Source organism: Desulfitobacterium sp. LBE (genome assembly GCF_007830365.1).
GTDB classification, from domain to species: Bacteria; Bacillota; Desulfitobacteriia; order Desulfitobacteriales; family Desulfitobacteriaceae; genus Desulfitobacterium; species Desulfitobacterium hafniense.
Genome location: NZ_VLKD01000001.1, coordinates 5,225,466 through 5,250,766, shown reverse-complemented (window position 1 = coordinate 5,250,766; position 25,301 = coordinate 5,225,466). Strand labels below are relative to the sequence as shown.

Below are 25,301 nucleotides of genomic sequence, written 5' to 3'. Positions count from 1 at the left end.
AGGTAGTTTTTATCGTAGTTTTAAAGAAGCTTAACTTCATTGATTTTAAGTTCAAATACAGTGTCTAAAAAACTGGCTGCCCTACGGCAAAGGAGCATGCGGGCCAAGAATATTTCGAAATAATCCATAACGGGGCAAATTTCCGTGTTGATGGTAATCTCCAACGCAACTCTATCTTTGGGGTAAACCCGTAAAAATGAATGTTCCACAGCATAATTGACACGGTCATGAATATCAAAGGTGGCCGGGTCCTGGTTTCTTACCCGCGAGCGGTGCACATCGGATTTGTCCGCTAAGATTAATGCTGCGGAAATATTGCTGACAGGGTTGCCGTCGCTTTCGTCATGATTGCCAATGGCGCCAATGACGATGGCAATTTCTTCAGGGGCCATGGCGTGACGTTCCAGAATATGAGCAGACAGCAGCGCCCCTGTCTGAGCGTGTCCGCTTCGATTGATGACATTGCCGATATCATGAAGATAAGCGGCTACTGCCGCAAGCTCGCACTCACGTTCCGAGTAACCCAATTTCTCCAGGATATTATAAGCAATATTGGACACCAATCCCACATGTCTCAAGCCGTGTTCCGTAAATCCAATGGCTGCCAGATTTCTGTTGCCCACTTCGATATAGCCTTGAACGATTGGGTCCGCTTTCAAATCAGCTACCGTAACCGATTTCATGAAAATTCCCCCAGACTGTTTGCCGCATCTTATTGAATCCACTTGCTTATAAATCCACTTGGATAAGTCCTTTTTCCTGAAGAATCCTTAACCGGTAGCAATTCATGCCCACATGGCCCAAATCCTCCAGTAAACCATAATTGGCTACAGCACCAACCACTGCTCCGATTCCCGGCAGCATTTGGAGCATTTTTCTCAGGTCGATGGCATCCCGATATTCCACCTGGAACTGCTCCCAATCAAAAAGTTCCATGGCTTTTAGTTCCGGATATTCTTTGACTGTTTCCTCCCAATGCACCAGGTTGTAGAACACCCCCGGGCGTTTCTCCTGGCTGGAAAAGGCCAATTGGAAAACAAACAACAGGTATAACCGCTCCTTATAGCTTTCAGTGGAATAACCATAGATATGAGCAAGTTCGAAAAGAAATTTCATCTTAATAGCGATCAGGGCGGGAAAATCCGCTATACCCAGTATGATTCCCCCGGCTCCTGTTCCGGCGCCTTCTGCCGCCGCCACTCGTTTGTAATTCTTGAGCAGTTCCAAGGCCTTCTGATCCCTTTCCATAAGGGCAGCCTGCTTAATGGGCTTGCCTTTGGGTATAAATTCAAGACCAAAGAGCACCCCGCGAACCAGTCCTTTGATGGTGACCGTCAGGGTATCAAAAAACTTCTTAGGGTAGAGCCCGTTGACTTTACTTTGAATTGCTTTCGATCCCTTTTCCAACAAACCCGGTGGGCGCAGCATTTTCTTTTGCCACCGCAGTAATTCGCTTTGGATATGCTCTTCGTAGGTCACATTTATCCCCACCTGACATAAAGATTTATTTTGAACAAAACCAAATTTCTAGCAACCAATGAAATAAGCAAGCAGATACTTCCACTTGCTTATTCGTTCCTCTATATTGTACCCGTAATCAGGTCGGACATTCTTGTGGGTCCTATTCTGCGGTCTGCTCCTGTTCGACGACCTCTTCTTTTTTCTCTGCTTTATCCTTTTTATCTGCCTTCTTCTCTTTTTCTACGACAATGTCACGATTTTCGACGGAACCTACACCGGTCTTAGTCACTTCGATCTCCACTTTATCGGCAATCTGGATGATCACAGAATCTTCTTTGACCTTGCGGATTTTCCCATAGATTCCACCGGCGGTTATGATCTTATCATTAACACGTAAGCTATCCAGCATAGCTCGTCTTTGTTTCGCTTGTTTTTGCTGTGGGCGGATCATGAAAAAATACATTATACCACCAAAAACTACGACGTAAATAAGAAGTGTCATTGTACCTTGATCCATAAATTTATTGTCCCCCTTTTAATATTGTCCATCATTCTAGTGTACCTTATTCCTCATAGCCCTCCATAAATCCTGCTTATTGAACGAATTATTTCAAATATCCATACTCATAGAAAAACTTCTCTCGGTATTCGGGCAGGCGGTTTTCTTTAATGGCCGCCCGAATCTCGCTCATAAGATTGGTTAAGAAACGCAGGTTATGAATGGTCATCAGGCGCAAACCCAGGATTTCATCCGCTTTGATTAGATGCCTTAGGTAAGCCCGGGAGTAATTTTTACAGGTGTAGCAATCACAGGTGGGATCGATAGGTGAGAAATCATGAGCTGATTCAGCGTTTCTGACCACAAGCTTGCCATAACGGGTAAGTGCGGTTCCGTTACGGGCAATTCGCGTCGGCAGAACGCAGTCAAACATATCAATCCCCCTCATCACTCCTTCAATCAGGGCATCCGGTGAACCTACTCCCATCAAATATCGGGGCTTATCCTTAGGTAATAGAGGAACTGTATAATCCAGAACTTCATACATCAGTTCCTTAGGCTCTCCCACACTCAGGCCGCCTACGGCATAGCCCGGCAAATCCAATTCAGTGATTTCCGCCGCACTTTGCTTGCGCAGATCCTCATACATGCTTCCTTGAACAATCCCAAAAAGAGCCTGCCGGTCTGTGGTGGTCAAGGTCTCCTGGCAACGCTTAAGCCAACGGGTCGTACGCTCCAAAGAAGCTTTGGCATAGTCCCGGGTGGCGGGATAAGGTGTGCATTCATCAAAAGCCATGACGATATCGGAGCCTAAAGCCATCTGAACTTGTGTAGCAATCTCCGGACTTAAAAATTTCTTTGAACCATCCAGATGGGAACGGAATTCCACTCCCTCCTCAGTAATTTTGCGCAAGTCACCGAGACTGAATACTTGAAAGCCGCCGCTATCGGTGAGAATTGCTCCATCCCAATGCATAAAAGCATGAAGGCCGCCTGCTTCACGGATGAGCTCATGACCCGGGCGCAAAAAAAGGTGATAGGTATTGCTTAATATTATGCCCGCTCCCAGGTCCTTTAATTCCTCAGGGGTCATAGTTTTTACCGTAGCCTGGGTTCCCACGGGCATAAAGACGGGAGTTTCGATCACTCCGTGAGGAGTGTGGAGCTTGCCGAGGCGGGCACGGGTACGGTTATCTTCTTTGAGAACTTCTATACGAACTGCCAATGGGGTCACTTCCTTTATTACAATATCATCATAGCATCGCCAAAGCTATAGAAACGGTAGCCCTCTGCAATGGCGATCTGATAGGCTTTGAGGATCTGATCTCTGCCGGCTAAAGCACTGACCAGCATAACCAGGGTGGACTTGGGAAAATGAAAGTTCGTGATCAAGCCATCGAGAATTTTGAAGGTATAACCCGGGTAGATATAGATATCTGTCCACCCTTCCTTCCCTTCAATCCGGCCATTTTCCCCAGCCACGGACTCCAACGTCCGGGAAGCCGTGGTTCCTACGGCGATGACCCGGCGCCCCTGGCTTTTAGCACGATTGATCCGCTCCGCAGCGTCTGGGGTAACCCGGTAATATTCCGAATGCATCGTATGTTCTTCCACATTTTCCACTTTGACCGGCCGGAAAGTTCCCAACCCTACATGGAGCAGGATCTCAACGATTTCCACGCCTTTATCCTGCAAACGCTCCAACAGCTCCGGCGTAAAATGGAGACCGGCAGTAGGAGCAGCGGCGGAGCCACTCTCCTTGGCATAGATGGTTTGATACCGCTCCTTATCCTGCAGCTGCTCCGTAATATAGGGGGGCAAGGGCATGTTCCCTAATTGATCAAGGACCTCTTCAAAGATTCCCTGATAATTAAACCTCACCAGCCGATTGCCATCAGGTAAAATCTCCAGGAGCTCTCCCCGCAGGAGGCCATCCCCAAATACTACAGTCTGCCCTGCCTTTAAGCGTTTACCAGGCTTAATAAGGGTCTCCCACACATCTTTGTCCCGGCGGGTGAGGAGCAAGCACTCGATTTTGGCCTGGGTACCCTCTTTTTCACCAATTAACCGGGCAGGGATGACCCTGGTATTGTTGACCACCAGGACATCTCCTGCTTGGAGCAGCTCGGGGAGTTCCCGAAACACACGATGCTCAATCTCTCCAGTCCAACGATTCATCACCATAAGACGGGAAGAATCCCGGGGTTCCACTGGATGCTGAGCAATCCGATCCTCGGGCAGCTCAAAATCGAAATCTTCTAATTTCAAAATGATTCTCCTTTTTCTCTGGAACAAAGTCACAGCGAATCTTATAAATAATGTTTGATTAAATCCGTCTGCTGGTAATAAAAAGCCAGGATTTCTCCGTAAGTATATCCCCGTTGAGCCATGTGATAGGCTCCCCATTGCGACATACCCACACCATGACCCCAGCCCCGGCCATTAAAAACAAAGACATCATGGGCAGCGGGAATATCCCGAATCCCTTGGTTCGTACTTAGAATACGGCTCAAACGGGGTCCGGAGCCGGCTTCCATCGCTTTTTGCCGTTCTATAAGTTCGCTCAGACGGGAGGGAACACCTAATTCCCCCAGATCAAAAGAAAATAAAGGTTCATCCCCAGGTATTTGCCGGACGGTAAATAGATTGCCCAGAAAGGCTTGGACGGTAATCGGCCGGCCATAGGGGTAAAATTTCTGCACAAAAGCCCTGCCGCTCACCTCATGAAGTTTACCATGAATGTCCTGCATCCTTACCTTTTTTACCCTACCTGAAGGGAGTTTGTCAAGTTCAATTTTGGCAATGGGACCCATTTCGAAGGCTTGCCCCAGAATATCTGCGCCTATAATAAACCGCCAGCGATCGGCCGGGCCGCCGATTCCTTGGGAAAAGGGATCCGGCTGCGAGATAAAATGAGGATCCGGGTTGGACCACACATTTTCCGCAAGTTCCGTATACCCGCCGTTATGAGAAGAATAAAGGGCATCAATGGGCTGATAGGTTATAGAGTCCACCAGGATTTCTCCCCGGGTAGCTTCTACGGCTTGGTTGGCCGCACCCTCTACATTCCTTCCCGAATAAGCTTGATCATAATCAGGAGAGTCCGTAATCTGAGCCGCAGTACGGGTTTTTCTCACCATATAGGTTCTGGCAGCTACCGCTTGGGCTTTGAGGGCCTCCAAACCGTCCCCGGCCCAGGAGTTGCTCATTTCAATGGAGACAACTCCTTTGAGATACTCTTCCTGATCCACCCGGTTGATAAGCTTACAACCGCCATTTTCCCAACGGATCTTCAGGCTCCCCCGATAGCTTACCTTTTGACCATCCGGAGTTTGCACGAGAAAGGATCCGTATGCCCCTTGGCGATTCAACTCCAGCTCTTTCCCGCTCCAGCTTTGAAAAGGATCATAGTTTTTCTTCAGAGCGGGGGACCAGCCTCCCCAGGTGAGCTCGAGGTTAGAACCCGCCGGAAAAGGCATTGCTGTCTGCTTATCTTTACCAGCTTCTTTAAGGGTATAATTCCCTTGTTCCACCTCAACTTTAATCCACCCGGCATCTTTAAACTTCCATACTAACTCCACATCAATTTCCTTGGCTTGACAAGGCGCAGCTTGAAGAGCCAAGGAAACCATGAGAAAAAAGAATACTTTCTTTACGGAAAAAGACAATCTGTCTGACAAAGGCAGCAAATTCAACCACCTCACTACTCTTTTCAAACAGATTGCCCGTTTCAGGTTTTATCTATTCCTGTACTTCAGACTTATCACTGAAAGAAGTCTCGTTCAATCCTCCGCTGCGTCAAACAAACTGTCACCCTGCCCGCCTTCTTGGTGAGAAGAATTTACAGGAATATTGAGATGCTGATAAGCGCGAACCGTAGCCACCCGTCCCCGGGGTGTCCTTTGAATAAACCCTTGCTGCAGGAGATAAGGTTCCACCACATCTTCGATGGTTTCCGCCTCTTCGCCAATAGTTGCTGAGAGGGTCTCCAAACCAACCGGCCCCCCCGCGAACATCTGAATGATAGTAAGGAGGCATTTTTGGTCAATTCGATCCAGTCCGGCGGGATCGACTTCCAGCCGATCGAGAGATTTGCCGGCCAATTCCTGAGTAACTCTGCCATCTTCCCAGACCTGGGCATAATCCCGCACTCGTTTGAGGAGACGGTTGGCTACCCGTGGGGTTCCCCGCGATCTTCTGGCAATCTCCGACGCTCCTTCCAAGGTTATCTGAAGATTTAAGATCCCTGCGGCCCGGGTTATGATCCTGATGAGATCCTCCACTTCATAAAACTCAAGGCGGCTGATGACCCCGAACCGATCCCTTAAGGGAGAAGCCAGCTGCCCGGCCCGGGTGGTTGCCCCCACTAAGGTAAAGGGCGGTAAGGTGAGACGGATGGACCGGGCACTGGGCCCTTTGCCGATGACAATATCCAGGCACCCATCCTCCATAGCGGAGTAGAGTATTTCCTCAGTGGTACGGCTTAACCGATGAATTTCGTCGATAAATAAGACATCTCTTGGTTCTAAAGAGGTAAGAATAGCCGCTAAATCTCCCGGTCGCTCAATAGCCGGTCCTGAAGTGGTCCGAATGTTTACCTCCATCTCCGTAGCGATAATATTAGCCAGTGTGGTTTTGCCCAGACCCGGCGGGCCATAGAGAAGGACGTGGTCCAGAGCTTCTCCCCTGGCCAGGGCAGCCTGAATAAAAATCTGCAGGTTATCCTTAACCTTAGTCTGACCTATGTAGTCCGCCAGCCGGTGGGGTCTAAGGACTTCCCCTTCCTGATCCCCTGGAAGCTGCTGCGGTGTGATCATCCGTTCTTCCATAATCTTTCTCCTCTATCTTCATCATCCTTCAAAGGGCATGCCTCATCCCTCAAAGGGCGCTATAGTTTACTTTGTCGCGGCAAGAGAGCGCAGCGCCAATCGTACCTGCTCCTCCGTACTCAATGCTTGGGCTGAATCGGGAAGAGCTTGGAGCGCTTTCTTAGCTTCCTCTTGGCTGAATCCCAAAGCCAGCAGGGTTTCCATAGCTTCCGAGTGAAAAGCAGCCTGGGGCAAGCTTCCTGCTCCCTCTATCCCCTCCAACGCTATGGCCCGGCCTTTGAATTTCTCTTTTAACTCTAAAATCAAGCGCTGTGCCGTTTTTTTGCCGATACCGGGCACCTTGGTCAAAAGGGTAATATTTTCACTGGCAATGGCACTTTCTGTCTGGCCAATGCCTAAAGTCGATAGGATCGATAAGGCTGCTTTGGGTCCAATGCCCGATACGGAAAGCATCAGCAAGAAGAGCTCTTTCTCCGCTGCTGAAGAAAAACCGTACAGAGCCAGCTCATCCTCCCGCAAAATCACATGGGTATACAGAATCAGCTCGTGACCAGGATGTGCTTTGCCTAATAATCCATACGGGATGGATAATTGATAGCCTACTCCCTGAACATCCAGAATCAATTTATCGGCTTGAATCTCCCATACCTTTCCTCTGAGCATTCCTATCAAAGGGCTCCCCCCATTCTATTGAGCAAATTCACACTATGGGCATGGCAGATAGCGATGGCTAAGGCATCTGCCGTATCATCCGGTTTCGGTATCTCCTGCAGGCCCAGCAAGGCTCTGACCATCTGTTGAATCTGCTGCTTATCCGCTCTGCCATAACCCGCCACAGCCTGTTTAACCTGCAAGGGGGTATACTCATAGACAGGGAGGCCACATTGAGCTGCGGCCAGCAACACAACTCCTCTGGCCTGCCCCACGGAAATAGCGGTTGTCGTATTGCGATTAAAAAAGAGCTCTTCAACAGCTACATGGTGGGGTTGTTTTTCCTTTATATAGGCCTCTATCTCATGATAGAGCATAAGCAACCGTTCAGGCATGGGGGTATGAGCCGGTGTACGCCAACAAGCATAATCCACGGGAAATAAACGATTCCCCTTTTTTTCAATTAATCCATAACCCATAATCGCGGTGCCTGGATCAATACCTAATATAAGCATAAACGCCTTCCTTTCTCTCTTGATTAAGATTCGACAGGAAGACGATTTATTCCTTGTGGGGGGATTTTATTTAAAAGAGGCATTGGGTTTCCTTTTGGCACTGGTCAAACCACATAAAGGATCGGAATTCCCTTTAATTTTTCCGCCAGTTCCTTCCGCAGGAACTCTTCACCACTCACCCGGACTGTTTCTTTGTACCAGTACTTTCCCCGGCCTCTCCCCGTCATGCGGGATTGATCGTATAACTCAACTGCTTTAGGAAAAGCCTCTTGATTTATAGCCCGGTGAATAAAGCTGTAGGTCATGAAAATGATTTCAATAAACAGTTTCTTCTTAGCTTGCGGGGTGATCAGCTCAGCCAGCTGCTCGATCAATTGAGCATAAAGTTCTTGCCAATGCTCCACCAGCACCACGGGGGCAATGAGTATGCCCACTTTGTACCCTGCTTCAGCCATTTGGTTCAGCGCTTGGACCCTCGCCTTTAATGGCGAGGTTCCCAACTCCACTTTTTGAATGATCTCTTCAGGGTTTACGCTCATACGAAAGATAATTCTTTCCCGATGATTTAAAGCCAACAACGGTTCAACCCGATCAAACTTGGTGGGAAAGGTCAGGTAACCTCTTTCCTTTTTGGCAAACTCTTCTATAGTCCACTCCAGGTTTCCTGTGATGGTATTTTCCAAAACAAGATCACTGTTGCTGCCAATCTCAAAGACCAGTTCACCTTCCCCTTGATCAGCAGTCTTGATCAATTTATCCATCATCTGTTCACGGTTTACAAACAGCCGCAGATAGGAGCATTTATTGTAATTGCATACCAAGTAGCAATAAAGACACATGGCACTGCAACCGGAGGAAGTATAGGGAACGAGAAAGTCGGAAACCTTTTGATTTGGAGTGTACTTTAACGATTTTCTAACCCCGAGAATAAGCAGACGCTTCATGCGCGGAAACTCTTGATTGGGATTCTTGCGCAATTTCTCAATATTGTTATGGCTCTCGATTGGCTCCCAAGGAACAGTGGCGTATTTAGCCTGAAGTTGCCTCCCTAGCTCATAGTTCAGAACCGCCGGCTCAAAATAGATCCTTTCAGGGTGCATAAAGCTCATCTCCCTTTCCCTCACTTTGTGGCATCAGCAAAAACAACATATCATCTGATCGTGTTTTTTAGTATGTCCTATTCAGGGAAGGAAAGTCGTAAGAGAGGATTTTAAGCTATAAGAAAACAAAGAGTTCTGCACCGATGACACAGTGCAGAACTCTTGATCACTGAAAGAAGTCTCGTTCAATCCTTCCAATCAGTCAGTTAGGCCAATCAGTCCAGTTCCTCTTCATCAATCGAGTCTGCAAACTCAAAGTTAGCATAGACTCCCTGGGAATCATCGTGGTCTTCCAGGAGTTCCATCATACGGACCAGCTTTTTCGCCTGCTCCAGATCAGCGATCTCAATGGTATTTTGGGGAACTTGGTTAATCTTCGCTTCCTCGATGGCAATGCCTTGATCGAGCAAAGCCTGCCGCACTGCTTCCATATCACCGGGAGCCGTATACACCACAAAGCTCTCTTCATCCTGCTGCAAATCCTCTGCGCCGGCTTCGAGGACAAGCAGCATCAGTTCGTCTTCATCACATTTTAGATCTTCTTTAAGGATCATCAGTTGACCCTTTTCAGTGAACATCCAGTTTACGCAGCCTGTCTCTCCCAGGTTTCCACCATGCTTGGAGAAAATATGACGCACTTCACCGGCCGTACGATTGCGGTTATCGGTCATGATATCCACCATGATGGCTACGCCGCCCGGACCATAGCCTTCATACCGGAGTTCCTCATAGCTTTCCCCTTCGCCGCCGCCCACACCTTTTTGGATGGCTCTTTGAATATTATCGTTCGGCATATTAGCCGATTTAGCATTATCAATCGCAATTTTCAAGCGAAAATTATTATTAGGGTCTCCACCGCCGGCCCTTGCAGCCACAATGAGCTCCCTGCCAAGCTTGGTAAAGATTTTTCCTTTTTGTGCATCAGCTTTTGCTTTTTTATGTTTAATATTCGCCCATTTAGAATGTCCAGACACAGTGACTCCTCCTTTGTTTAGTCCAAGGCTTATTGTACCATAGAGAATTTTTGCCTGTAAAGCTATTTGGAGGGAATGAAAAATCTTCCGGCACCTCATACTAAAGACAAAAACAGAGAGGAGGTTTTGTTTTGTCACCCATACCACGCAAATACAAAAAACTTCTTGTCATCAGTATACCCGTCCTGGCAGTATTCGTCGGTTTTATCGCCTACATCTATGAATACACTTCAACCACTCATTATTGCGGGACGACCTGTCACATCATGGAAGAAGCTTATGAAACGCAACTGCACAGCGTTCATCGGGAAGAACTTGTGGGGTGCGGCGACTGTCATCTTTATCATGGTCCTAATATAGCCTATTCCCTGATCTATAAGGGATATTCCGGAATGAAGGATGTTTATAAAAACGCCTTTGCTCAACCGGTCGTCTTGCATACTTCAGAATGGAGCCAGGATGTCATTCAGAAGAATTGTCTGCGCTGTCATCAAGATGTGGTAGCCAACATCCGGATCTCAGATGGTCCTCAGTGCTTTGATTGTCATAGAAATACTCCTCACGGACAAGGGACTCAATCCTTTGGCATACAAACCATTTCCACACCACTTCACTCGATTGGAGGCTCATAAATGCGTAAATCTTGGAAAAGCTTTTTACTTATCTCATTGTTCTTAGCCGTTTCATCTGTGCTGGCCTTCGGCTGTGCTTCGCAAATTACTCCTTCGCCGCGAACCGCCGCCACTATCCCGGAAGGAGCCCTTGATTCCGAGACCTGGGGAAAGGTCTATCCGGATCAATACGCCAGCCAAAACAAACAGAAGGAAATGACCAAGGGCAACTCCAAATACGGAGGTTCATTGCCAGAATCCCATCTTGAAAAATATCCCATCGAAAAAAGGCTTTTTGCCGGTTATGGATTCTCGGAAGACTACAATGACGAGAGGGGTCATGTCTACGCCCTTGAGGATGTAACGACCACATTGCGGGTTAATGAAAAAACCATCAGCTCCTGTTGGAACTGCAAAAGCCCTCAGGTTCCCGGTTTAATCGAGCAAATGGGGGATGACTTCTGGTCCACGCCTTTCCTGCAGCTCAAAGATCAAATCACCATGCCCATTGCCTGTGCAGATTGCCATGATCCTGAGACCATGAATCTGCGCATTACCCGGGTTACCTTGCTCAATGCCCTCAAGGAACGCGGCATCGATCCCAACCAGCTCAGCCGCCAGGAAATGCGTACCATGGTCTGCGCTCAATGCCATGTGGAATATTATTTTGAACCTGAGACCAAAAGAGTGACCTATCCCTGGAAATATGGCCTCACCGCCAATGACGCAGAAAAATACTACGAAGAGATCAACTTCAAAGATTGGAACCATGCCGAAACCGGAGCGCCTATGCTGAAAGCCCAGCACCCTGATTATGAGCTGTTTTCAACAGGAGTCCACGCCGCTAACGGGGTGGCTTGTGCCGACTGCCATATGCCCTACGTTAAAGAAGGAACATCCAAGATCTCCTCCCATCATCTGCAAAGCCCCCTCAACAGCATTAGTGAGTCATGCCAAACCTGTCATCGCCAAAGCGAGGAATACCTGAAAAATCAAGTCATAGCCACTCAGGATAAAGTCTTTGCGACACGGACGGTTCTGGAAAACGCCCTGGCTGACGCCATGGATGCTATCAAGACTGCCGATAAAAATGCCAATGCCAAAGCCGATGCCATGAGTAAAGCCCGGGATCTGCACCGCAAAGCTCAGTGGCGCTGGGATTACATTGCCGCCGAAAACAGCATGGGTTTCCACAGTCCTAATGAAGCCCTGCGTGTGCTGGGTGAAGGAATCGACTTTGCCCGTCAGGCTCAGCTGCAGGCTAATCTGGCCGTTGGTACCGCTGCCGGTGGTGCGGCTAATCCCGATGCCGGTCAGACTCCGGGCGCAGGAACCGCCAATGAAGCAGCAGGGGGCGCTACCCCACTCCCAGACAATAAGAACAATGATAAGAAGCCCACGGATGGGGATGGCTCTGCTCCTAATGATGAAACAAAACAAACAGAGGAAAAGAAACAATCATAATCATTGCAACAAAGGGAGGCCGCAACTGCTTAGTCAGCGGCCTCCCTTATTACTTCCTTACTACTTCCTCTTTATTCCTTCGCCCTTGCGGCCACCTCATCCACCAATTGCTCGACATGATGGGGCAAGGGCATACGGGTAATTCCTGTGATCACTGTATTGCTTCTTTGGATAGGTATGAGAAGCTTCAGAGCCGGACTTGAGGATATTGCTCCGGCTATCCCTGGTGTAATCTCACCCAGCAGACCATGAACTGTGGCAATAGCTAAAGAGCCCGCTATAATATCCACCCTATGGGCATTATAACAGATGGCCGCTTCACCGGAGGCGCCTTCTGTAGCACCTGCTTTGAGCATAGCACCTGTGGCCAATGCATTGGTTCCGAGGGCTAATATCTCCAGATCCGGCATGCGTTTGCGCAATTGTTCCACGATATGCTTCCCCATTCCTCCGCCTTGTCCATCAATGACTGCAACTCTCATCCCCAACCTCCACACTTCTTATTATATCAATATTCTCTTTCCCCAAGGCGCGATTTCTTCCTGAAAAATGGTACCTGTCCCCTTGATTCACCCTTGATTCAGCAAATCCTTGGCAGATGCTCACCTTCCAGCATTCCTACGATGCGTTTTCCTCCCAGGGGAGTCTCCAGCAGGACAAGTCCCGGATCGGCTTCTTCAACCCTGCCGATAACTGCGGCCTCTTTGCCAAGAGGATGAGCTCTCATCTGAGTTAAGACTCTTTCCACAGCTTCCGGTGAAACGATCACCAGAACTTTCCCTTCATTGGCAAGGTAGAGAGGATCCAATCCCAGCATTCCACAAGCTCCCGCAACTCCAGGGTTGAGGGGTAGTTTTTCTTCTTCAAGAAGGATGCTGACCTGGGCCTGACGGGCCAGCTCATTCAAAGTTGTACCGACACCCCCCCGGGTAGGGTCACGCATGCAATGCACTCCCGGCATATAGAAGCTGTCGATAAGATGATTTAAAGGCGCACAATCACTGATGACAGGGGTCTCAAATTCCAACCCCTCCCGATCGGCAAGAATGGAAATCCCATGATCACCAAGGGTACCGCTGATCAGGACATAATCCCCCGGTTTGATACAGTGAGGTCCTACCAACCGCTCTTGAATCATCCCTATCCCCGTAGTATTGATGAAAATTTTATCCGCACTGCCCCGCTCTACGACCTTAGTATCCCCGCAGACGATGGCTGCACCGGCCTGACGGGATGTCTCGGCAATGCTCATGACAATTCTTTCGAGATCGCCGATGGGAAATCCTTCTTCCAGGATCACTGCCAGGGAAAGGTAGCGGGGCTGAGCCCCCGCTACGGCCAAGTCATTGATAGTGCCGCAAACTGCTAACTTGCCGATATCGCCCCCTCGGAAAAAAATCGGGGAAACCACAAAGGAATCCGTGGTTACGGCCAGTTTTTCACTTCCGGGCAGGCAGGTGGCATCATTCATCTGATTAAGGAAATCGTTGCTCAGATGTTTCTGGAAAATCTCCTGGACCAATTGATGGCTTAAGCGTCCCCCGCTGCCATGTGCCATAATAATTCGCTCCATTTATATCCCACTCCTTTGCGCATATCGGTAATAAGCTGCACAAGACCCTTCTGAGGAAACCATGCAAGGTCCCACAGGAGACAAGGGGGTACACTTACGGGCAAATAATGGACACTCAGGTGGAGTAATCTGCCCCTTTAGAACGTTCCCACAGCGGCAGCCGGGAATTTCTACGGTCTCAAACTCCGGGAGCGCGAATTTTTTCGCAGCATCCCAATCCTCATATTCTTTACGGACCCCCAACCCTCCCAGAGGAATGATACCGAGTCCCCGAAATGCTGCATCAACCGGTTCAAAGATCTTATGGATGAGAGCCTGAGCTACCCGATTGCCTTCCGGTTTCACGATCTTATCATATTGTATTTCTATCTCCGCACGGCCTTGGTCTCTTTGCCGGAGCAGCATGACCAACCCCTCCAGGATATCCAGAGCTTCAAAACCAGTAACCACTCCGGGCATGGCGTAATCCTCAGCCATAAAGGCCAAGGCTTCGCTGCCAATAATAGCGCAGGCATGACCGGGATCCAGAAACCCATCCACTTCCGTCTCCGGATCCTCTGCTAAGGCGCGCAGCACAGGAGGCACAAGCTTATGCATGGATAAAATACTGTAATTCCTGATATCTTCCTTTTGGGCCTGTTCAATGCTTACACACACCGTGGGAACCGTGGTCTCAAAGCCCACGCCGAGAAAGACCACTTCTTTGTCAGGGTTCTTCCGGGCCAGGTCCAAGGCGTCCAGTGTGGAGTAAACAATGCGGATATCCGCCCCTTCCCCACGCAGCATCTGCAGACTCTTTTGCGAGCCGGGCACCCGAATCATATCGCCAAAGGTTGCGGTAATGACATGAGGCTGAGCAGCCAGATAGAGAAACTGATCAATATCGCTGCTGTCTGTAACACATACAGGGCACCCCGGACCGGAGACCAAGCGAATCTGAGCCGGCAGCAAATCCCGCAAGGCATTCTTGGCAATAGCCACAGTATGAGTTCCACATACCTCCATAACCGTATAGGGGGCTGCCGCTAATTCTCGAATTTCATTTAGATAGCCCGCCGCCACTTCTTTAACCGATTGCTTTGAATTATAATTATTCACGTGCATTCGCTTCCTCTATCAGTAATTCTTCTGTCTCTTTAGCATACTGAGGGTCAACGATTTCAATAGCAAACCCGGCGTGAACCAAAACATAATCCCCCACCTGCACATCTGGTACCAGATGGATCCCGACGATACGTTCATTGCCCATCATATCAACTTTGGCCATCATTTCATCCACGGATACCACCAGGGCAGGAATAGCTATACACATTATGAGCACCTCTCATTCCCTATCAATATTTGACCTAAGGCTAATCCCCCATCACCCGGCGGCAACTCCTTGGCACGGATGACTTGGATCCCGAAAGCTTTACATAGTACCAATACCTTTTCCGTTAAAAGCTTATTCTGGAAGACCCCACCCGTCAGAACAAGGGGGCCTTCACCAACCTGAAGCTCAAGCACCGTCCGGACAATCCCGTGAGCCAGAGAATCGTGAAAATGATAAGCTATAAAAGCGGGCTCTTTCCCGTCAAGTACATCCTGAATAATACCCCAATAGAATTCCTTCACCTTTAAGATTAAGCATTCCCCATTCTCAGCCCACTCGATAAGGTAGCGTGGCTCAAGCGCATCTTCACTGTTTTTGCCGGACCACAGTGCAGCCTTACTCTCTAATTCGATAGCGGCCTGCCCTTCATAGGTAACGCTTGTACAGATACCCAGCAAAGCGCTCACCGCATCGAATAGCCTGCCTCCACTGGATGTCTCAAAGATCTGAAGCCTTTTCTCCAGCTGTTGATCGAGAATCTTCCGTTCAGCCGCAGCAAGCCTTTCCCATAATCTTTCCGTCACCAGCCACTCCTGCTCAGAGAGCAGGGTTTTGCCATAAGCATAGGCAATCCGCAAGGGATGTTTAGCCCCGGTATCTCCTCCAGGTAAGGGCAGATATTCTAAATGAGCCAAACGCCGGTATCCTTCAGCATTTCCCTTCAAAAACTCAAATCCCCAGATTCTCCGATCCTCACCCCAGCCTGTCCCATCGCAAATCACACCTAAGGCAGGGGCTGTGATGCCATGCTCTCCCAAGACACTCACTAAATGGGCGTGGTGATGCTGTACTTTTATTTTCTGCGGCCAGGGGCCTGCCAAGGCAAACTGTGTGGTCTGGAAATCGGGGTGGGCATCATAAGCTACCACTTCAGGTACAATTTGCACTACTTTTTGGAAGGAAGCGAGCTCCTGACGAAAACGCTGAAAATTCTCGTACCCTTCCATATCTCCGATATATTGGCTGGTAAAGGCTCTGTCTTTGGCCCCCAGACAAAAGGCATTTTTTAATTCTCCCCCTACCCCTAAGATTGAAGCCTTCAAATCCTGGGGACATTTCTGAGGGAGTGGAACATAACCACGGGCCCGCCGGTGCAAGACGGCCTCATCTCCAATGACTTGAACCACAGAATCATCACAGGGATGAAAAATATCCCGGTTATGAAGGAGAAAATAGTCGGCGATCCCTTTAAGCTCCCGGACAGCCTCTTCATTAGTATAAATCAAAGGACGGCCACTGAGATTCCCACTGGTCATCACCAAAAAATCAAAGGCTCCATCGAAAAGCAGGGCATGGAGGGGAGTATAAGGGAGCATCACTCCCAGGGTGTGAAGCCCTGGGGCCAGTTCGTCAGGAAGAACATTCCCGCTTTCCTTTTTTCTTTCTAAGATGACGATAGGAGCTGCTGAACTCTTTAATAGCTCTTCCTCTTTTAAAGAGACTTTAAGATATCTGCGAATGACCTCAAGATTGCGGGCCATTAAAGCAAAAGGCTTAGCTCCTCTTTCTTTGCGCCGGCGTAAGCGTTGAACAGCTGTCGGATTTCCTCCATCACAAACTAAATGAAATCCGCCTAACCCTTTGATAGCTATAATTTCTCCCCGGGCTATCTGTTCAATGCCCAGACCTGCGCAGAAATCACCTTGAGCATTCAAAAGCTGAACCGCAGGACCACATTGAGAGCAAGCTACAGGCTGAGCATGAAAGCGCCGGTTCAGGGGATCTGCATACTCCTGAGCGCAGACAGGGCACATGGGGAAGGACTGCATCGTCGTCTGGGCCCGGTCATAGGGTACATCTTGAATAATCGTGTAACGGGGCCCGCAATTGGTGCAGTTGATAAAAGGATATCGATAACGCAAATCCTGCACATCCCTGAGCTCAGCCAGACAATCTCCACAGGTAGCTATATCCGGAGAAATGAGCACATCGGCTTGCCCTTCCTCCCGACTTTGCAGAATTGCAAAATCTGCATAATTGCCAAATGCTACTTCTCGGTATTCTTCATGAGTAATCTTGGCTAACGGGGGCACCTCTTGAAGCAAACGCCTATAGAAAACCGGAACCTGTAAACCTTCAGCATGAATATAAACTCCATGGCTGGAATTGTTCACCCACCCTTTAATTCCCATTTCATGAGCTAAACGGTAGACATAGGGTCTAAAGCCTACACCTTGAACGATGCCATTGAGATGTATAAAATAAGCTGTCGTCATAAATTTACCCGCTTTCTGCCCGGCCTAATCATGTAAATACATTCTACACTCGAATGAGGTATTAAGTAAATAATTTTAATATTCGGAAATTTTAAAAAGGGCTAGCCAAGGCTTGCGAAATGGGTTACAATCTAATTGTGAAATGCACATCAATCTAATTTTGTGTGGTACATTAGTTACCTTCTCATTTCACTCCTCCTCAATCTAACCCCTCTGCTCTATGCCCAGCAACGCGTTGGGCTCTTTTTTTGTTATGTATAGAATTCTTCAATTTGGTTACTTTAATAATGACCCTTGAGAATTTCCCAATGTTCTATAAAAAAGGAGGCAGGTCACATGAGCAATAAAACGCCAATGGTTCCTGAATCCGAAAACAAGTTGGATCAACTTAAATGGGAAGTTGCTGAGGAACTCCATTTAGACGACGACATCCAGGAAAGAGGTTTTGAAAACATGACCACCCGGGAAGTCGGACAAATCGGCGGCAATATGGTCAAAAAAATGGTGGCATTTGCCGAAGAGCAAATGGGTAAAGGGGCCGACATTAAGGATTAATGACGAATTAAATATTGGAAGGAGAGCATGACGGCCATCATGTTCCCCTTGCAAATGAAGTGACTCTTTAGGAGAGCACTTACAAGGAAAAGAAGCGAGTTGTCACTCGCTTCTTTTCCTTAACCTGTCAAAATTCCACAGGGCGCTTTAAGCTTCCTGTGCATGTTCTTCCAGTTTTTGTTTTTCTTCCTCAACTAAAAATCTCCTCAGTACCTTACCAACGGCTGTCTTAGGCAGATTATCCCTGATTTCAATTTGCTTCGGCACTTTATAGGAGGCTAATTCTTTCTTCAAGAAACTAAGAAGCTCCTCCTCTGTGACTTGCTGCTCTTCTCTCAGCACTACATAAGCCTTTACTTTCTCTCCCCAGTATGAATCCGGAACTCCTGCACATATCGCTTCTCTGACGGCAGGATGAGCATATAATGCTTCTTCAATTTCACGGGGATAAACATTATAGCCACCGGTAATAATCATATCTTTTTTTCTATCGACAACATAAAAGTACCCATCTTCATCCATGCGGGCCAGATCACCGGTATACAACCATCCGCCCCGCAGCACCGCTCTGGTCTCATTTTCTCTTTGCCAGTACCCCAGCATGACCTGGGGACCTTTAACAGCCAGTTCTCCGACTTCCCCTACAGGAAGCTCTTTATCTCCCAGCTCTATATCCACAATCTTGGCTTGGGTATTGGAGACAGGTGTGCCGATGGAACCTACGCGGGCACTGGGGAAAGGATTAATATGAGTCACAGGCGAGGCCTCAGATAACCCATAGCCCTCCACAAGCTTCCCACCGGTCAACTCTCCAAAGCGCAGTGCGACTTCCACAGGCAAAGGAGCCGAGCCACTGACACATGCCCTGATGGAGGAAACATCATGCTCTTTAAGCTTGGGATGGTTAATCAACGCCACATACATGGTTGGAGTTCCTGGATAAAGGGTGGGCTTCTCATCATTAATAAGTTTTAGGATAAGATCCGCATCGAATTTGGGAACGGGAATCACGGCACTTCCCCCAAAAATTGAGGTATTCATACAGACGGATAAGGCGTAGATATGAAACAGGGGAATGACGCATAAGGATTTCTCTTGTCCTGGTGAGCCTTTAATCCACTCCCAAATCTGGTAAGCGTTAGCATAAAGATTGCCGTGGGAAAGCATGGCGCCCTTTGAGGTGCCAGTGGTTCCTCCGGTATATTGCAACACGGCAATATCTGTCTGGGGATCGATAACCGGCTTGGACCACTCAACCTCGGAGTCATCATTGAGGCAACCGTGGAAGTCACAAGTTCCTTCTCCTTCATCCAGGCCCATGGCCTTTAGGCCTTCTACAAGAACCCACTTAAGCGATGTTTCTTGACGGATTCCCTGAACTCTCGGGTAGAGAGGTGCAACAGTAATCATACCTATCGCACCGGAGTCATTCATAAGTGCTTTTAGCTCGCCTTCGACATAGAGTGGGTTGGTCTGAACTACAATAGCACCAACTTTCATGATGGCAAAGAAACTAATCATCCACGTCGCAGAGTTGGGCATATTGATAGAAATTCGGTCCTTAGGCTTGACACCAAGTCTGATTAACGCCTTAGCCAAACGATCGATATCCCGCTCCATGTCCGTATAAGTCCAGGTCTTGCCGCCAAAAACTATAGCCGGCCGCTGGCCAAAGTTTTTGGCGCTGCGCTCGAACATTTCGTATAGCGATATGTTCTCGATCTCGATACGTTTAGGCACCCCTTCTTCATAACAATTATACCAGACCGGATCGTTCATAATCCCCACTCCTTCGATTATTCTCACTCCGCCAGAACTCCCAAGTATGTCAACCTATGTCTTATCATAATATTATGAATTTTCAAACTAAACAATGAATTATCCCTCAGCTGCTTTGAATCTCTGTTAAAATGTCATATTCAACTTGCGAACGGTTAAAGAAAAACTCCCCTGATCGTAGTAAGAAATCCTCTTGCTACTTCAAGGGAGTCTGGATTGCCAAATAGTTTAACGTTTATTTATTTTTTAGCGGCCTCTGGAAGTAGTTTGGTGATCAAATCGATGGCTTCCTGATTGGTAATCTCAATCTCAGGTGTCTTTTTATCATCCCCTAATTTATCGTAGGGAAGAGCGCCAAAGCTATGATCTTTAGTAAAGTGCCCTCGTGCATCGGTTGGGTTCTTCCACATCATCTTCTCAAGATCAAAGGATTTCCCCTCATGACACTTGGCACAGATATCCTGCGCTTTGTCTGCTTTTAAAAGTAAACCGCTGGCATTGGGTTTATGAGAATCATGACATGTCAGACAGTTCATGGAAGCGCTTTGTCCATGCTTGCTGGCAAAATAGTTCCGTGTTCCGTAGTGAGTATTGGCTGTCCATACTCCTTTGTCGTTCTTGCTCGGGTTGCTTTCGTGACAGGAATTACAGGCGTTAACCGCCGTTTTAGGATCCATTGTCCCTGCTTTATTGGCAGCAGTAACATGGTTTCCTCCCGGGCCATGACAGGATTCACAAGATACGCCATAGTCTTTTGAATTGTGTTCGATGCCTGGTGAATGACAACTGCCGCATGTATAGCTCTCTGCTGTATAGTCGGGTTTGCCGTCTTTATCAATATCTGCTTCTTTCGCAGGTTTGACCACATATTTATCTCCCGACTTTTCAAGGGCTGCGACACGATATACCTTATCTGTGAAACCCTCAGGCGCCTTAGCAACAACGTAGTGATCCATCATTACTCCATAAACTTGGTCCTTATTGGCCAAGTCAAGGTTCCCTGTCTTATCCGTAGCCTTAGCATCAAAAAGCTTGATTTCACCTGCTGGCTGGCTTAAGGGATAATCCGATAGGGGCTTAAAGGCCACGGCATGGTGGGATTTCTCAAAATTAGTATGATATTCAGCGTGGCAGGTTTTGCAGCTATCGCTGCCCACATATTGGGCGACAGGCTGTTGATCCGTTGGCGGCGGTGTAACAGCTGTCCCTGGGCCAGGTTTTTGGTTATTACAGCCTATAAGCACTGTAACAGCCAGTGCGAGCACCAGTAATCCGAGTAATATTTTTTTCCTGGATTTCAAGATACCTTCCTCCTTTTTTTTAACCTTTTCCCTTTTGCATTCACAGATTGTGCTTGACATTGCTTAGTTTGTTCATTTTTCCTAACGAATAAACACGTTTTCATAAAAAGTAAAGAGAGCTTTAAACCGCTCTCTTAGTCTCTAATAACTATCTATTTATATTAAACGCAAATAAAGCAGGCGACCTGTTAAATACCAGGCAACCTGCTTATCCTGTACCATTTTCATCCTAAATGATGCTTTACACCCCTATGGAGTTAAACTGCCAAGCTGCATTGACTCCCATCACTGAATACCTGGTATTCAGTGACCATGAAGGTCACAAAGTCGTATTTCTTCGTTTGGAGGGCAGCATATCTTTCTGCTTCCTGCTTATTAAGAAAAATCTTATCTATTGAGCTGACAAAGTTGGTATCCATACATTTCACAACATAAACCTTCATCAGTGTGTCACTCCCCTTTTTCTCTCTCTTCTTGGTTATATTGTACACCAAATCTTTTTAAATAATAAGAATATTTCTGCAAATGGCACAATATAGACCGTATCCTGTTCAAAATCGGGGGTCAGCGGTTGATTAATATCTCTCAATGGCTCGTCCCCACCAGATCATCCACCAATTGATCCGTGTTTATTGTAGACTTGATAAACCCATTCTCTTGCAGAAACTGTGCCGATAGTTTAAGCTCATGAATCATTTCCGAATTAATTTCCGTGGAAAACATAAATTTCGGGTAAAGTGCCGCCACTGCTTTAGGCTCCAGCTTCAGTTGTTCACCGGCAACACTGTAAAACTGCTCTTTGTTCTGCTCGGCCCAGTGAATACTTTCCTCATGGAGTTGAATAAAGCGTTTGACGGCTTCGGGATGCTCCAGGGCAAAGTCTGCTCTCGCTACGATAAAGGTTTGACCGGTTATCAGCCCTTCCGCATTCAGAACTAAAGTCCCTTTTCCGGAACTGACCACTTTCGTCAGAAGGGGGTCAGGTAAAATAGCCGCATCAATTTGTCCGCCCATCAAGGCAGGAGCTGCATCTACAGATTCCATCGCTACCATTTCCACATCCCCGGGACTTAAGTTCTCTTTTTTCAGGGCCTTAATTAAGAACTCATGGAGCATGGTTCCCTTTTGCAGGGCGATTTTCTTACCCTTCAGATCAGCTAATGTTTTGACATTAAGCTCAGTTTGAGCAACGATAGCGATCCCTTTAGGAAATTGTGAATACCCGGCAACGACCTTGATATCGTTACCATTGGCTTTGGCCAGCAAAGCGGACACATAATTCATAGAGGTGCTTATATCGATACTCTTGGAAGCCAGGGCTTCAAGCTGTGCCGGCCCCGCTGCAATCTCAGTCCATTTAAAATCGATACCCTCCCCTTGAAAATCTTTTTCAAAATTATGTTGGTCGAGGGCAACGATAGCAGGAACGTTAATGGGCCGTGTGGAGTAGGATGCGTTAAGCTGAGTCAATGCCTGAGGCTTCTTTTCTTCCGGTTGACCCTGCTTTACTGTGCTGCAGCCCTGTGTTCCCAGCAAAAGCAGAAACAGGCATAGTAGATAAATGAATGGGGTTTTTCTTTTTAGCAATGGTAGTCCTTCTTTCTTTGCCTTTTATTATAGTGTTAAGCAACTCATGATCTCTCGTTTAATCTCCACCCGCTTCTCTTTTTCCACATCAAAGACGTGAGTGATTCGACCGGGGGAAGGGGAAAACACTAAGACCCGCTGTCCGAGATTAATGGCTTCATCGATGTCATGAGTCACCATGATCATGGTTTTGCCGGTAGCTCGCCAAAGCTGCAAAATCTCATCCTGCATGCGTCTACGGGTAAGAGCATCCAATGCTGAAAAGGGTTCATCCAAAAGGAGGAGCTCCGGATCAATGGCCAAGGCCCGTGCGATAGCTACCCTTTGGGCCATACCACCGGATAATTCATGGGGATAAACCTGGGCAAAGTCAGTTAAGCCGATGAGCTCAAGCTGATAATCCACTGCCTGTTGCAAATCGGAAACTGAAAGTCTTCCCTTTACCCCCACCCCAATATTATCTGCCACTGTGAGCCAAGGGAAAAGTCGCGGTTCTTGAAAAACCATTCCACATTGGCGGCTAGGCCCCAGCACTTTCTTTCCCAGGATGGACACTGTGCCGGCTGTGGGCAGCTCTAAGCCTGCTATAAGGCGCAGCAAGGTTGTTTTTCCACAACCGCTGGGCCCAACCAGACATATAAACTCCCCCCCTGCTACAGTCATATATACTTTTGCTAAGGCAGTTGTATTCGTTCTGGGGGTGATAAACTCTTTCCTTACCCCGTCAATCTCTAAAAGCGGCCTCATTCTTTCTCCTTTGTCATGCCTTATGCCAAGGTAATGCTCTTTGTTCAAGGTACTTAATCCCGTAGTCAATCAATGCACCAAGGCTGCCGATGATAAAAATCGAAACAAAAATTAACTCCGCCTGGGCTAGATTTCTACCCTCCATCAACAGATAGCCTAATCCCTTTGAAGAAGCAATAATTTCGGCAGCTACCAGGGCCCGCCAACAGTTGCTGAAGCCTAAGCGTATGCCCACAAAAAAATGGGGCGCTGCCGAAGGGAGATAAACATGAGTAATCCTTGCCTGGTAACCTAAACTGAAAGCCTGGGCCACCTCTTTTAATTTCTGATCTACGGATTGAATGCCAAATAATGTGTTAATAAAGACAGGAAAAAACGCTGCGTAGACCATCAGCGCAATCTTCATTGCCTCGCCAATGCCCAGCCAAAGAATAAAGACAGGAATCCAGGCAATCGTGGGGATTTGCTGCAAGAATGCTAAGGTGGGAGTGATAAACTTCTGCGCCCGGCTAAAAAGTCCAATGAACAAACCGAGGGGAACGGCAAGCCCTATGGTAATTGCCATCCCCACTCCCAGTCTGAAAAGGCTAGATTTGATATGGGTAAAAATCTCCCCTGTGAATAAAAGTTCCGTAAATGCCCCTATAATATCACCCGGTGAAGGCAAAAGGTAGGGGTTAACCCAGCCAAAATAACTAACGCCTTGCCATAGTATAATCAGTAAGGCAGGAAAAACCAAACCATGAATTTTTCGAATGATCCGCTCGTTCATTATTACACCACTTCTAGTTTATTATAGCACCTCTAATTATATTTTAGATTTTTTCTTTTGCAAGGTAACGAGTGTGGCTGCGGATATTTTTCAACTCCTTGAGCTTCAGTAAACTATAATACCAGACACTGGGAAAGATCAGCCCCGCCAATAAAAATAAATACCATGGCAAGGGGATAAACTTACTGATGATGATTCCGGTCATAATATGGAGATACATTATCTCCATGGTGGCCTTCCCTAAAAACTCCAACATTGTGCGGATCACCTTAATGCGGCTAAGCAGCTTGCTTAAAAATGCAACGATTATTGTACAGGTTAAAGGGGTTAGGATAACCGTGCCCAAAAAGTAATACTGGCGATGCTTTAAATCTAAGCCAAAGCGAATCATACCTTCAGCATACAAATAGAAAAAGACTGCCAGATAGGCTATCGCTCCGAGCAACAATAATCGGCCTACCCCTTCTTTATTGAGCCAATCCTTTTCATGAAATAAATGCCCCAAAGCGTAGAAGATGATTCCAAATAGAGCAACGTCCACATTCCCTGGTACAAAGATGTGTTGGTAATTTGTCGATTCCCAATGAGCTATTCCATAGAAGGCTATAATAATTAACCCTAAGAACCAGGAAGATTTCACTTTGCGCTGTAAAAAGTCATATAGAATTTGGACGGTAAATAAAAATGTCACAAACCAAAACACACCATAAGCACCATTGAGCAAGCTGCCACCCAGGATCAGGCTCTTCCAATCCAGACTTAATGCCTTAAGAAGAGGCGCACCAGCGACTAGATTATAGCTGCACATAATCAGCGTTATAAGCAACATATAAGCAATATAGGGAACCATCAGATGCTTAAATTTTCTTTTTGAAGCTTCCCACCATGACATATTGGAATTCTTTTTGTACAAATAGCCACTTGCAAAAACAAACAAAGGCATGTGAAAGAAAAACATAAAATAGCCATTTTGATAACCTGAGTGACCAAGCACTACGGCAATAATACCTAACCCTTTCAGAATATCAATCCATAAAACTCTTTTCACTAAGGAATTCGAACCGGCTCCAGCTGTCATGCCTTTCATCTCCAATACATCTCATGTAGAAATCTCGACCCCAAAGCCTCTTACACACACCTTGTTTTTCCGCAAGGAAAAAAGCTAACTCCCCCACCCATGAGAATCCAAATGGTGCACCGGTGCACCATTTGAACCAAAGCAAAAAGACCATCTACTACAGACGGTCTCTTCACTCTACTTACCTGGCAACGACTTACTTTCCCAGGACCCTGAG

At 47.3% G+C, this 25,301-nt stretch carries 26 protein-coding genes; 3 read left to right on the top strand and 23 right to left on the bottom strand.

All coding sequences use genetic code 11. The annotated features are described in order from the left end of the window. Positions 1 to 20: 20 nt before the first annotated feature. The 11 genes from DESLBE_RS24865 to DESLBE_RS24815 form a co-directional block, all read right to left on the bottom strand. Positions 21 to 683, bottom strand: coding sequence for an HD domain-containing protein (locus DESLBE_RS24865; protein ID WP_005810750.1), 663 nt, complete (start codon positions 681 to 683; stop codon positions 21 to 23). A gap of 46 nt (positions 684 to 729) precedes the next feature. Beyond that, positions 730 to 1,479 (bottom strand): EcsC family protein, encoded by a 750-nt coding sequence (locus DESLBE_RS24860; RefSeq protein ID WP_011460357.1) that lies wholly within the window; start codon positions 1,477 to 1,479, stop codon positions 730 to 732. A gap of 142 nt (positions 1,480 to 1,621) precedes the next feature. After that, entirely contained in the window at positions 1,622 to 1,978 is a 357-nt protein-coding gene (gene yajC / locus DESLBE_RS24855) for a preprotein translocase subunit YajC (protein WP_005810745.1), read from the bottom strand. A gap of 88 nt (positions 1,979 to 2,066) precedes the next feature. Continuing rightward, the gene (tgt, locus tag DESLBE_RS24850) at positions 2,067 to 3,185 is read right to left on the bottom strand and encodes a tRNA guanosine(34) transglycosylase Tgt (protein WP_015944694.1); all 1,119 of its coding nucleotides are present in this window, start codon (positions 3,183 to 3,185) and stop codon (positions 2,067 to 2,069) included. Positions 3,186 to 3,202: 17 nt separating this feature from the next. Beyond that, complete coding sequence (queA, locus tag DESLBE_RS24845) at positions 3,203 to 4,228, bottom strand: tRNA preQ1(34) S-adenosylmethionine ribosyltransferase-isomerase QueA (RefSeq protein ID WP_011460358.1); 1,026 nt, start codon at positions 4,226 to 4,228, stop codon at positions 3,203 to 3,205. Between the two features lie 41 nt (positions 4,229 to 4,269). Next, complete coding sequence (locus DESLBE_RS24840) at positions 4,270 to 5,649, bottom strand: SpoIID/LytB domain-containing protein (RefSeq protein ID WP_015944695.1); 1,380 nt, start codon at positions 5,647 to 5,649, stop codon at positions 4,270 to 4,272. A 93-nt stretch (positions 5,650 to 5,742) separates the two neighbouring features. Further along, positions 5,743 to 6,789 (bottom strand): Holliday junction branch migration DNA helicase RuvB, encoded by a 1,047-nt coding sequence (gene ruvB / locus DESLBE_RS24835; protein WP_005810736.1) that lies wholly within the window; start codon positions 6,787 to 6,789, stop codon positions 5,743 to 5,745. A 66-nt stretch (positions 6,790 to 6,855) separates the two neighbouring features. After that, entirely contained in the window at positions 6,856 to 7,461 is a 606-nt protein-coding gene (ruvA, locus tag DESLBE_RS24830) for a Holliday junction branch migration protein RuvA (protein WP_011460360.1), read from the bottom strand. After that, entirely contained in the window at positions 7,458 to 7,955 is a 498-nt protein-coding gene (gene ruvC, locus DESLBE_RS24825) for a crossover junction endodeoxyribonuclease RuvC (protein WP_005810732.1), read from the bottom strand. The genes ruvA and ruvC overlap by 4 nt, the downstream gene beginning before the upstream one ends. 104 nt (positions 7,956 to 8,059) lie before the next feature. Further along, positions 8,060 to 9,055, bottom strand: a complete 996-nt coding sequence (locus DESLBE_RS24820; protein ID WP_338009687.1) for a spore photoproduct lyase family protein — start codon at positions 9,053 to 9,055, stop codon at positions 8,060 to 8,062. A gap of 215 nt (positions 9,056 to 9,270) precedes the next feature. Further along, positions 9,271 to 10,029 (bottom strand): YebC/PmpR family DNA-binding transcriptional regulator, encoded by a 759-nt coding sequence (locus tag DESLBE_RS24815; RefSeq protein WP_011460362.1) that lies wholly within the window; start codon positions 10,027 to 10,029, stop codon positions 9,271 to 9,273. Positions 10,030 to 10,160: 131 nt separating this feature from the next. Between DESLBE_RS24815 and DESLBE_RS24810 the strand changes: the two genes are divergently transcribed. Both DESLBE_RS24810 and DESLBE_RS24805 read left to right on the top strand, forming a co-directional pair. Continuing rightward, the gene (locus tag DESLBE_RS24810) at positions 10,161 to 10,661 is read left to right on the top strand and encodes a NapC/NirT family cytochrome c (RefSeq protein WP_005810727.1); all 501 of its coding nucleotides are present in this window, start codon (positions 10,161 to 10,163) and stop codon (positions 10,659 to 10,661) included. Beyond that, positions 10,662 to 12,104, top strand: a complete 1,443-nt coding sequence (locus tag DESLBE_RS24805; protein WP_005810724.1) for an ammonia-forming cytochrome c nitrite reductase subunit c552 — start codon at positions 10,662 to 10,664, stop codon at positions 12,102 to 12,104. A gap of 71 nt (positions 12,105 to 12,175) precedes the next feature. On the opposite strand, the gene DESLBE_RS24800 is transcribed toward DESLBE_RS24805, so the two are convergent. From DESLBE_RS24800 to hypF, 5 genes are all read right to left on the bottom strand, one after another. Continuing rightward, entirely contained in the window at positions 12,176 to 12,586 is a 411-nt protein-coding gene (locus DESLBE_RS24800; RefSeq protein ID WP_005810723.1) for a DUF3842 family protein, read from the bottom strand. 98 nt (positions 12,587 to 12,684) lie between these two features. After that, complete coding sequence (gene hypE / locus DESLBE_RS24795; protein WP_144678463.1) at positions 12,685 to 13,677, bottom strand: hydrogenase expression/formation protein HypE; 993 nt, start codon at positions 13,675 to 13,677, stop codon at positions 12,685 to 12,687. After that, complete coding sequence (gene hypD / locus DESLBE_RS24790) at positions 13,678 to 14,781, bottom strand: hydrogenase formation protein HypD (RefSeq protein WP_144678462.1); 1,104 nt, start codon at positions 14,779 to 14,781, stop codon at positions 13,678 to 13,680. Next, the gene (locus DESLBE_RS24785; RefSeq protein ID WP_144678461.1) at positions 14,768 to 14,989 is read right to left on the bottom strand and encodes a HypC/HybG/HupF family hydrogenase formation chaperone; all 222 of its coding nucleotides are present in this window, start codon (positions 14,987 to 14,989) and stop codon (positions 14,768 to 14,770) included. Before DESLBE_RS24785 ends, hypD begins: the two co-directional genes overlap by 14 nt. Further along, positions 14,989 to 17,265: a carbamoyltransferase HypF gene (gene hypF / locus DESLBE_RS24780; protein WP_144678460.1), complete on the bottom strand. Its 2,277-nt coding sequence runs from the start codon at positions 17,263 to 17,265 to the stop codon at positions 14,989 to 14,991. Before hypF ends, DESLBE_RS24785 begins: the two co-directional genes overlap by 1 nt. A 336-nt stretch (positions 17,266 to 17,601) precedes the next feature. Here hypF and DESLBE_RS24775 point away from each other — a divergent pair, with 336 nt between their 5' ends. Beyond that, positions 17,602 to 17,820 (top strand): alpha/beta-type small acid-soluble spore protein, encoded by a 219-nt coding sequence (locus DESLBE_RS24775; RefSeq protein ID WP_005810711.1) that lies wholly within the window; start codon positions 17,602 to 17,604, stop codon positions 17,818 to 17,820. 147 nt (positions 17,821 to 17,967) lie between these two features. Here DESLBE_RS24775 and DESLBE_RS24770 read toward each other — a convergent pair whose 3' ends face one another. From DESLBE_RS24770 to DESLBE_RS24740, 7 genes are all read right to left on the bottom strand, one after another. After that, positions 17,968 to 19,599 (bottom strand): long-chain fatty acid--CoA ligase, encoded by a 1,632-nt coding sequence (locus tag DESLBE_RS24770; protein ID WP_144678718.1) that lies wholly within the window; start codon positions 19,597 to 19,599, stop codon positions 17,968 to 17,970. 239 nt (positions 19,600 to 19,838) lie between these two features. Then, a complete protein-coding gene (locus DESLBE_RS24765; RefSeq protein WP_005810707.1) occupies positions 19,839 to 20,900 on the bottom strand; it encodes a cytochrome c3 family protein in 1,062 nt (353 codons plus the stop codon). 257 nt (positions 20,901 to 21,157) lie between these two features. After that, complete coding sequence (locus tag DESLBE_RS24760; protein ID WP_015944696.1) at positions 21,158 to 21,343, bottom strand: hypothetical protein; 186 nt, start codon at positions 21,341 to 21,343, stop codon at positions 21,158 to 21,160. A 142-nt stretch (positions 21,344 to 21,485) separates the two neighbouring features. Then, on the bottom strand, positions 21,486 to 22,487 hold the full coding sequence (locus DESLBE_RS24755; RefSeq protein ID WP_005810703.1) for an NrtA/SsuA/CpmA family ABC transporter substrate-binding protein: 1,002 nt from the start codon (positions 22,485 to 22,487) through the stop codon (positions 21,486 to 21,488). Between the two features lie 27 nt (positions 22,488 to 22,514). Beyond that, positions 22,515 to 23,234 (bottom strand): ABC transporter ATP-binding protein, encoded by a 720-nt coding sequence (locus DESLBE_RS24750; RefSeq protein ID WP_015944697.1) that lies wholly within the window; start codon positions 23,232 to 23,234, stop codon positions 22,515 to 22,517. 13 nt (positions 23,235 to 23,247) lie between these two features. Continuing rightward, positions 23,248 to 24,006 carry an ABC transporter permease gene (locus DESLBE_RS24745; RefSeq protein ID WP_005810699.1) on the bottom strand — a complete coding sequence of 253 codons (759 nt, stop codon included), beginning with the start codon at positions 24,004 to 24,006 and terminating at the stop codon, positions 23,248 to 23,250. A gap of 43 nt (positions 24,007 to 24,049) precedes the next feature. After that, positions 24,050 to 25,084, bottom strand: coding sequence for an acyltransferase family protein (locus DESLBE_RS24740; protein WP_015944698.1), 1,035 nt, complete (start codon positions 25,082 to 25,084; stop codon positions 24,050 to 24,052). Positions 25,085 to 25,301 lie beyond the last annotated feature (217 nt).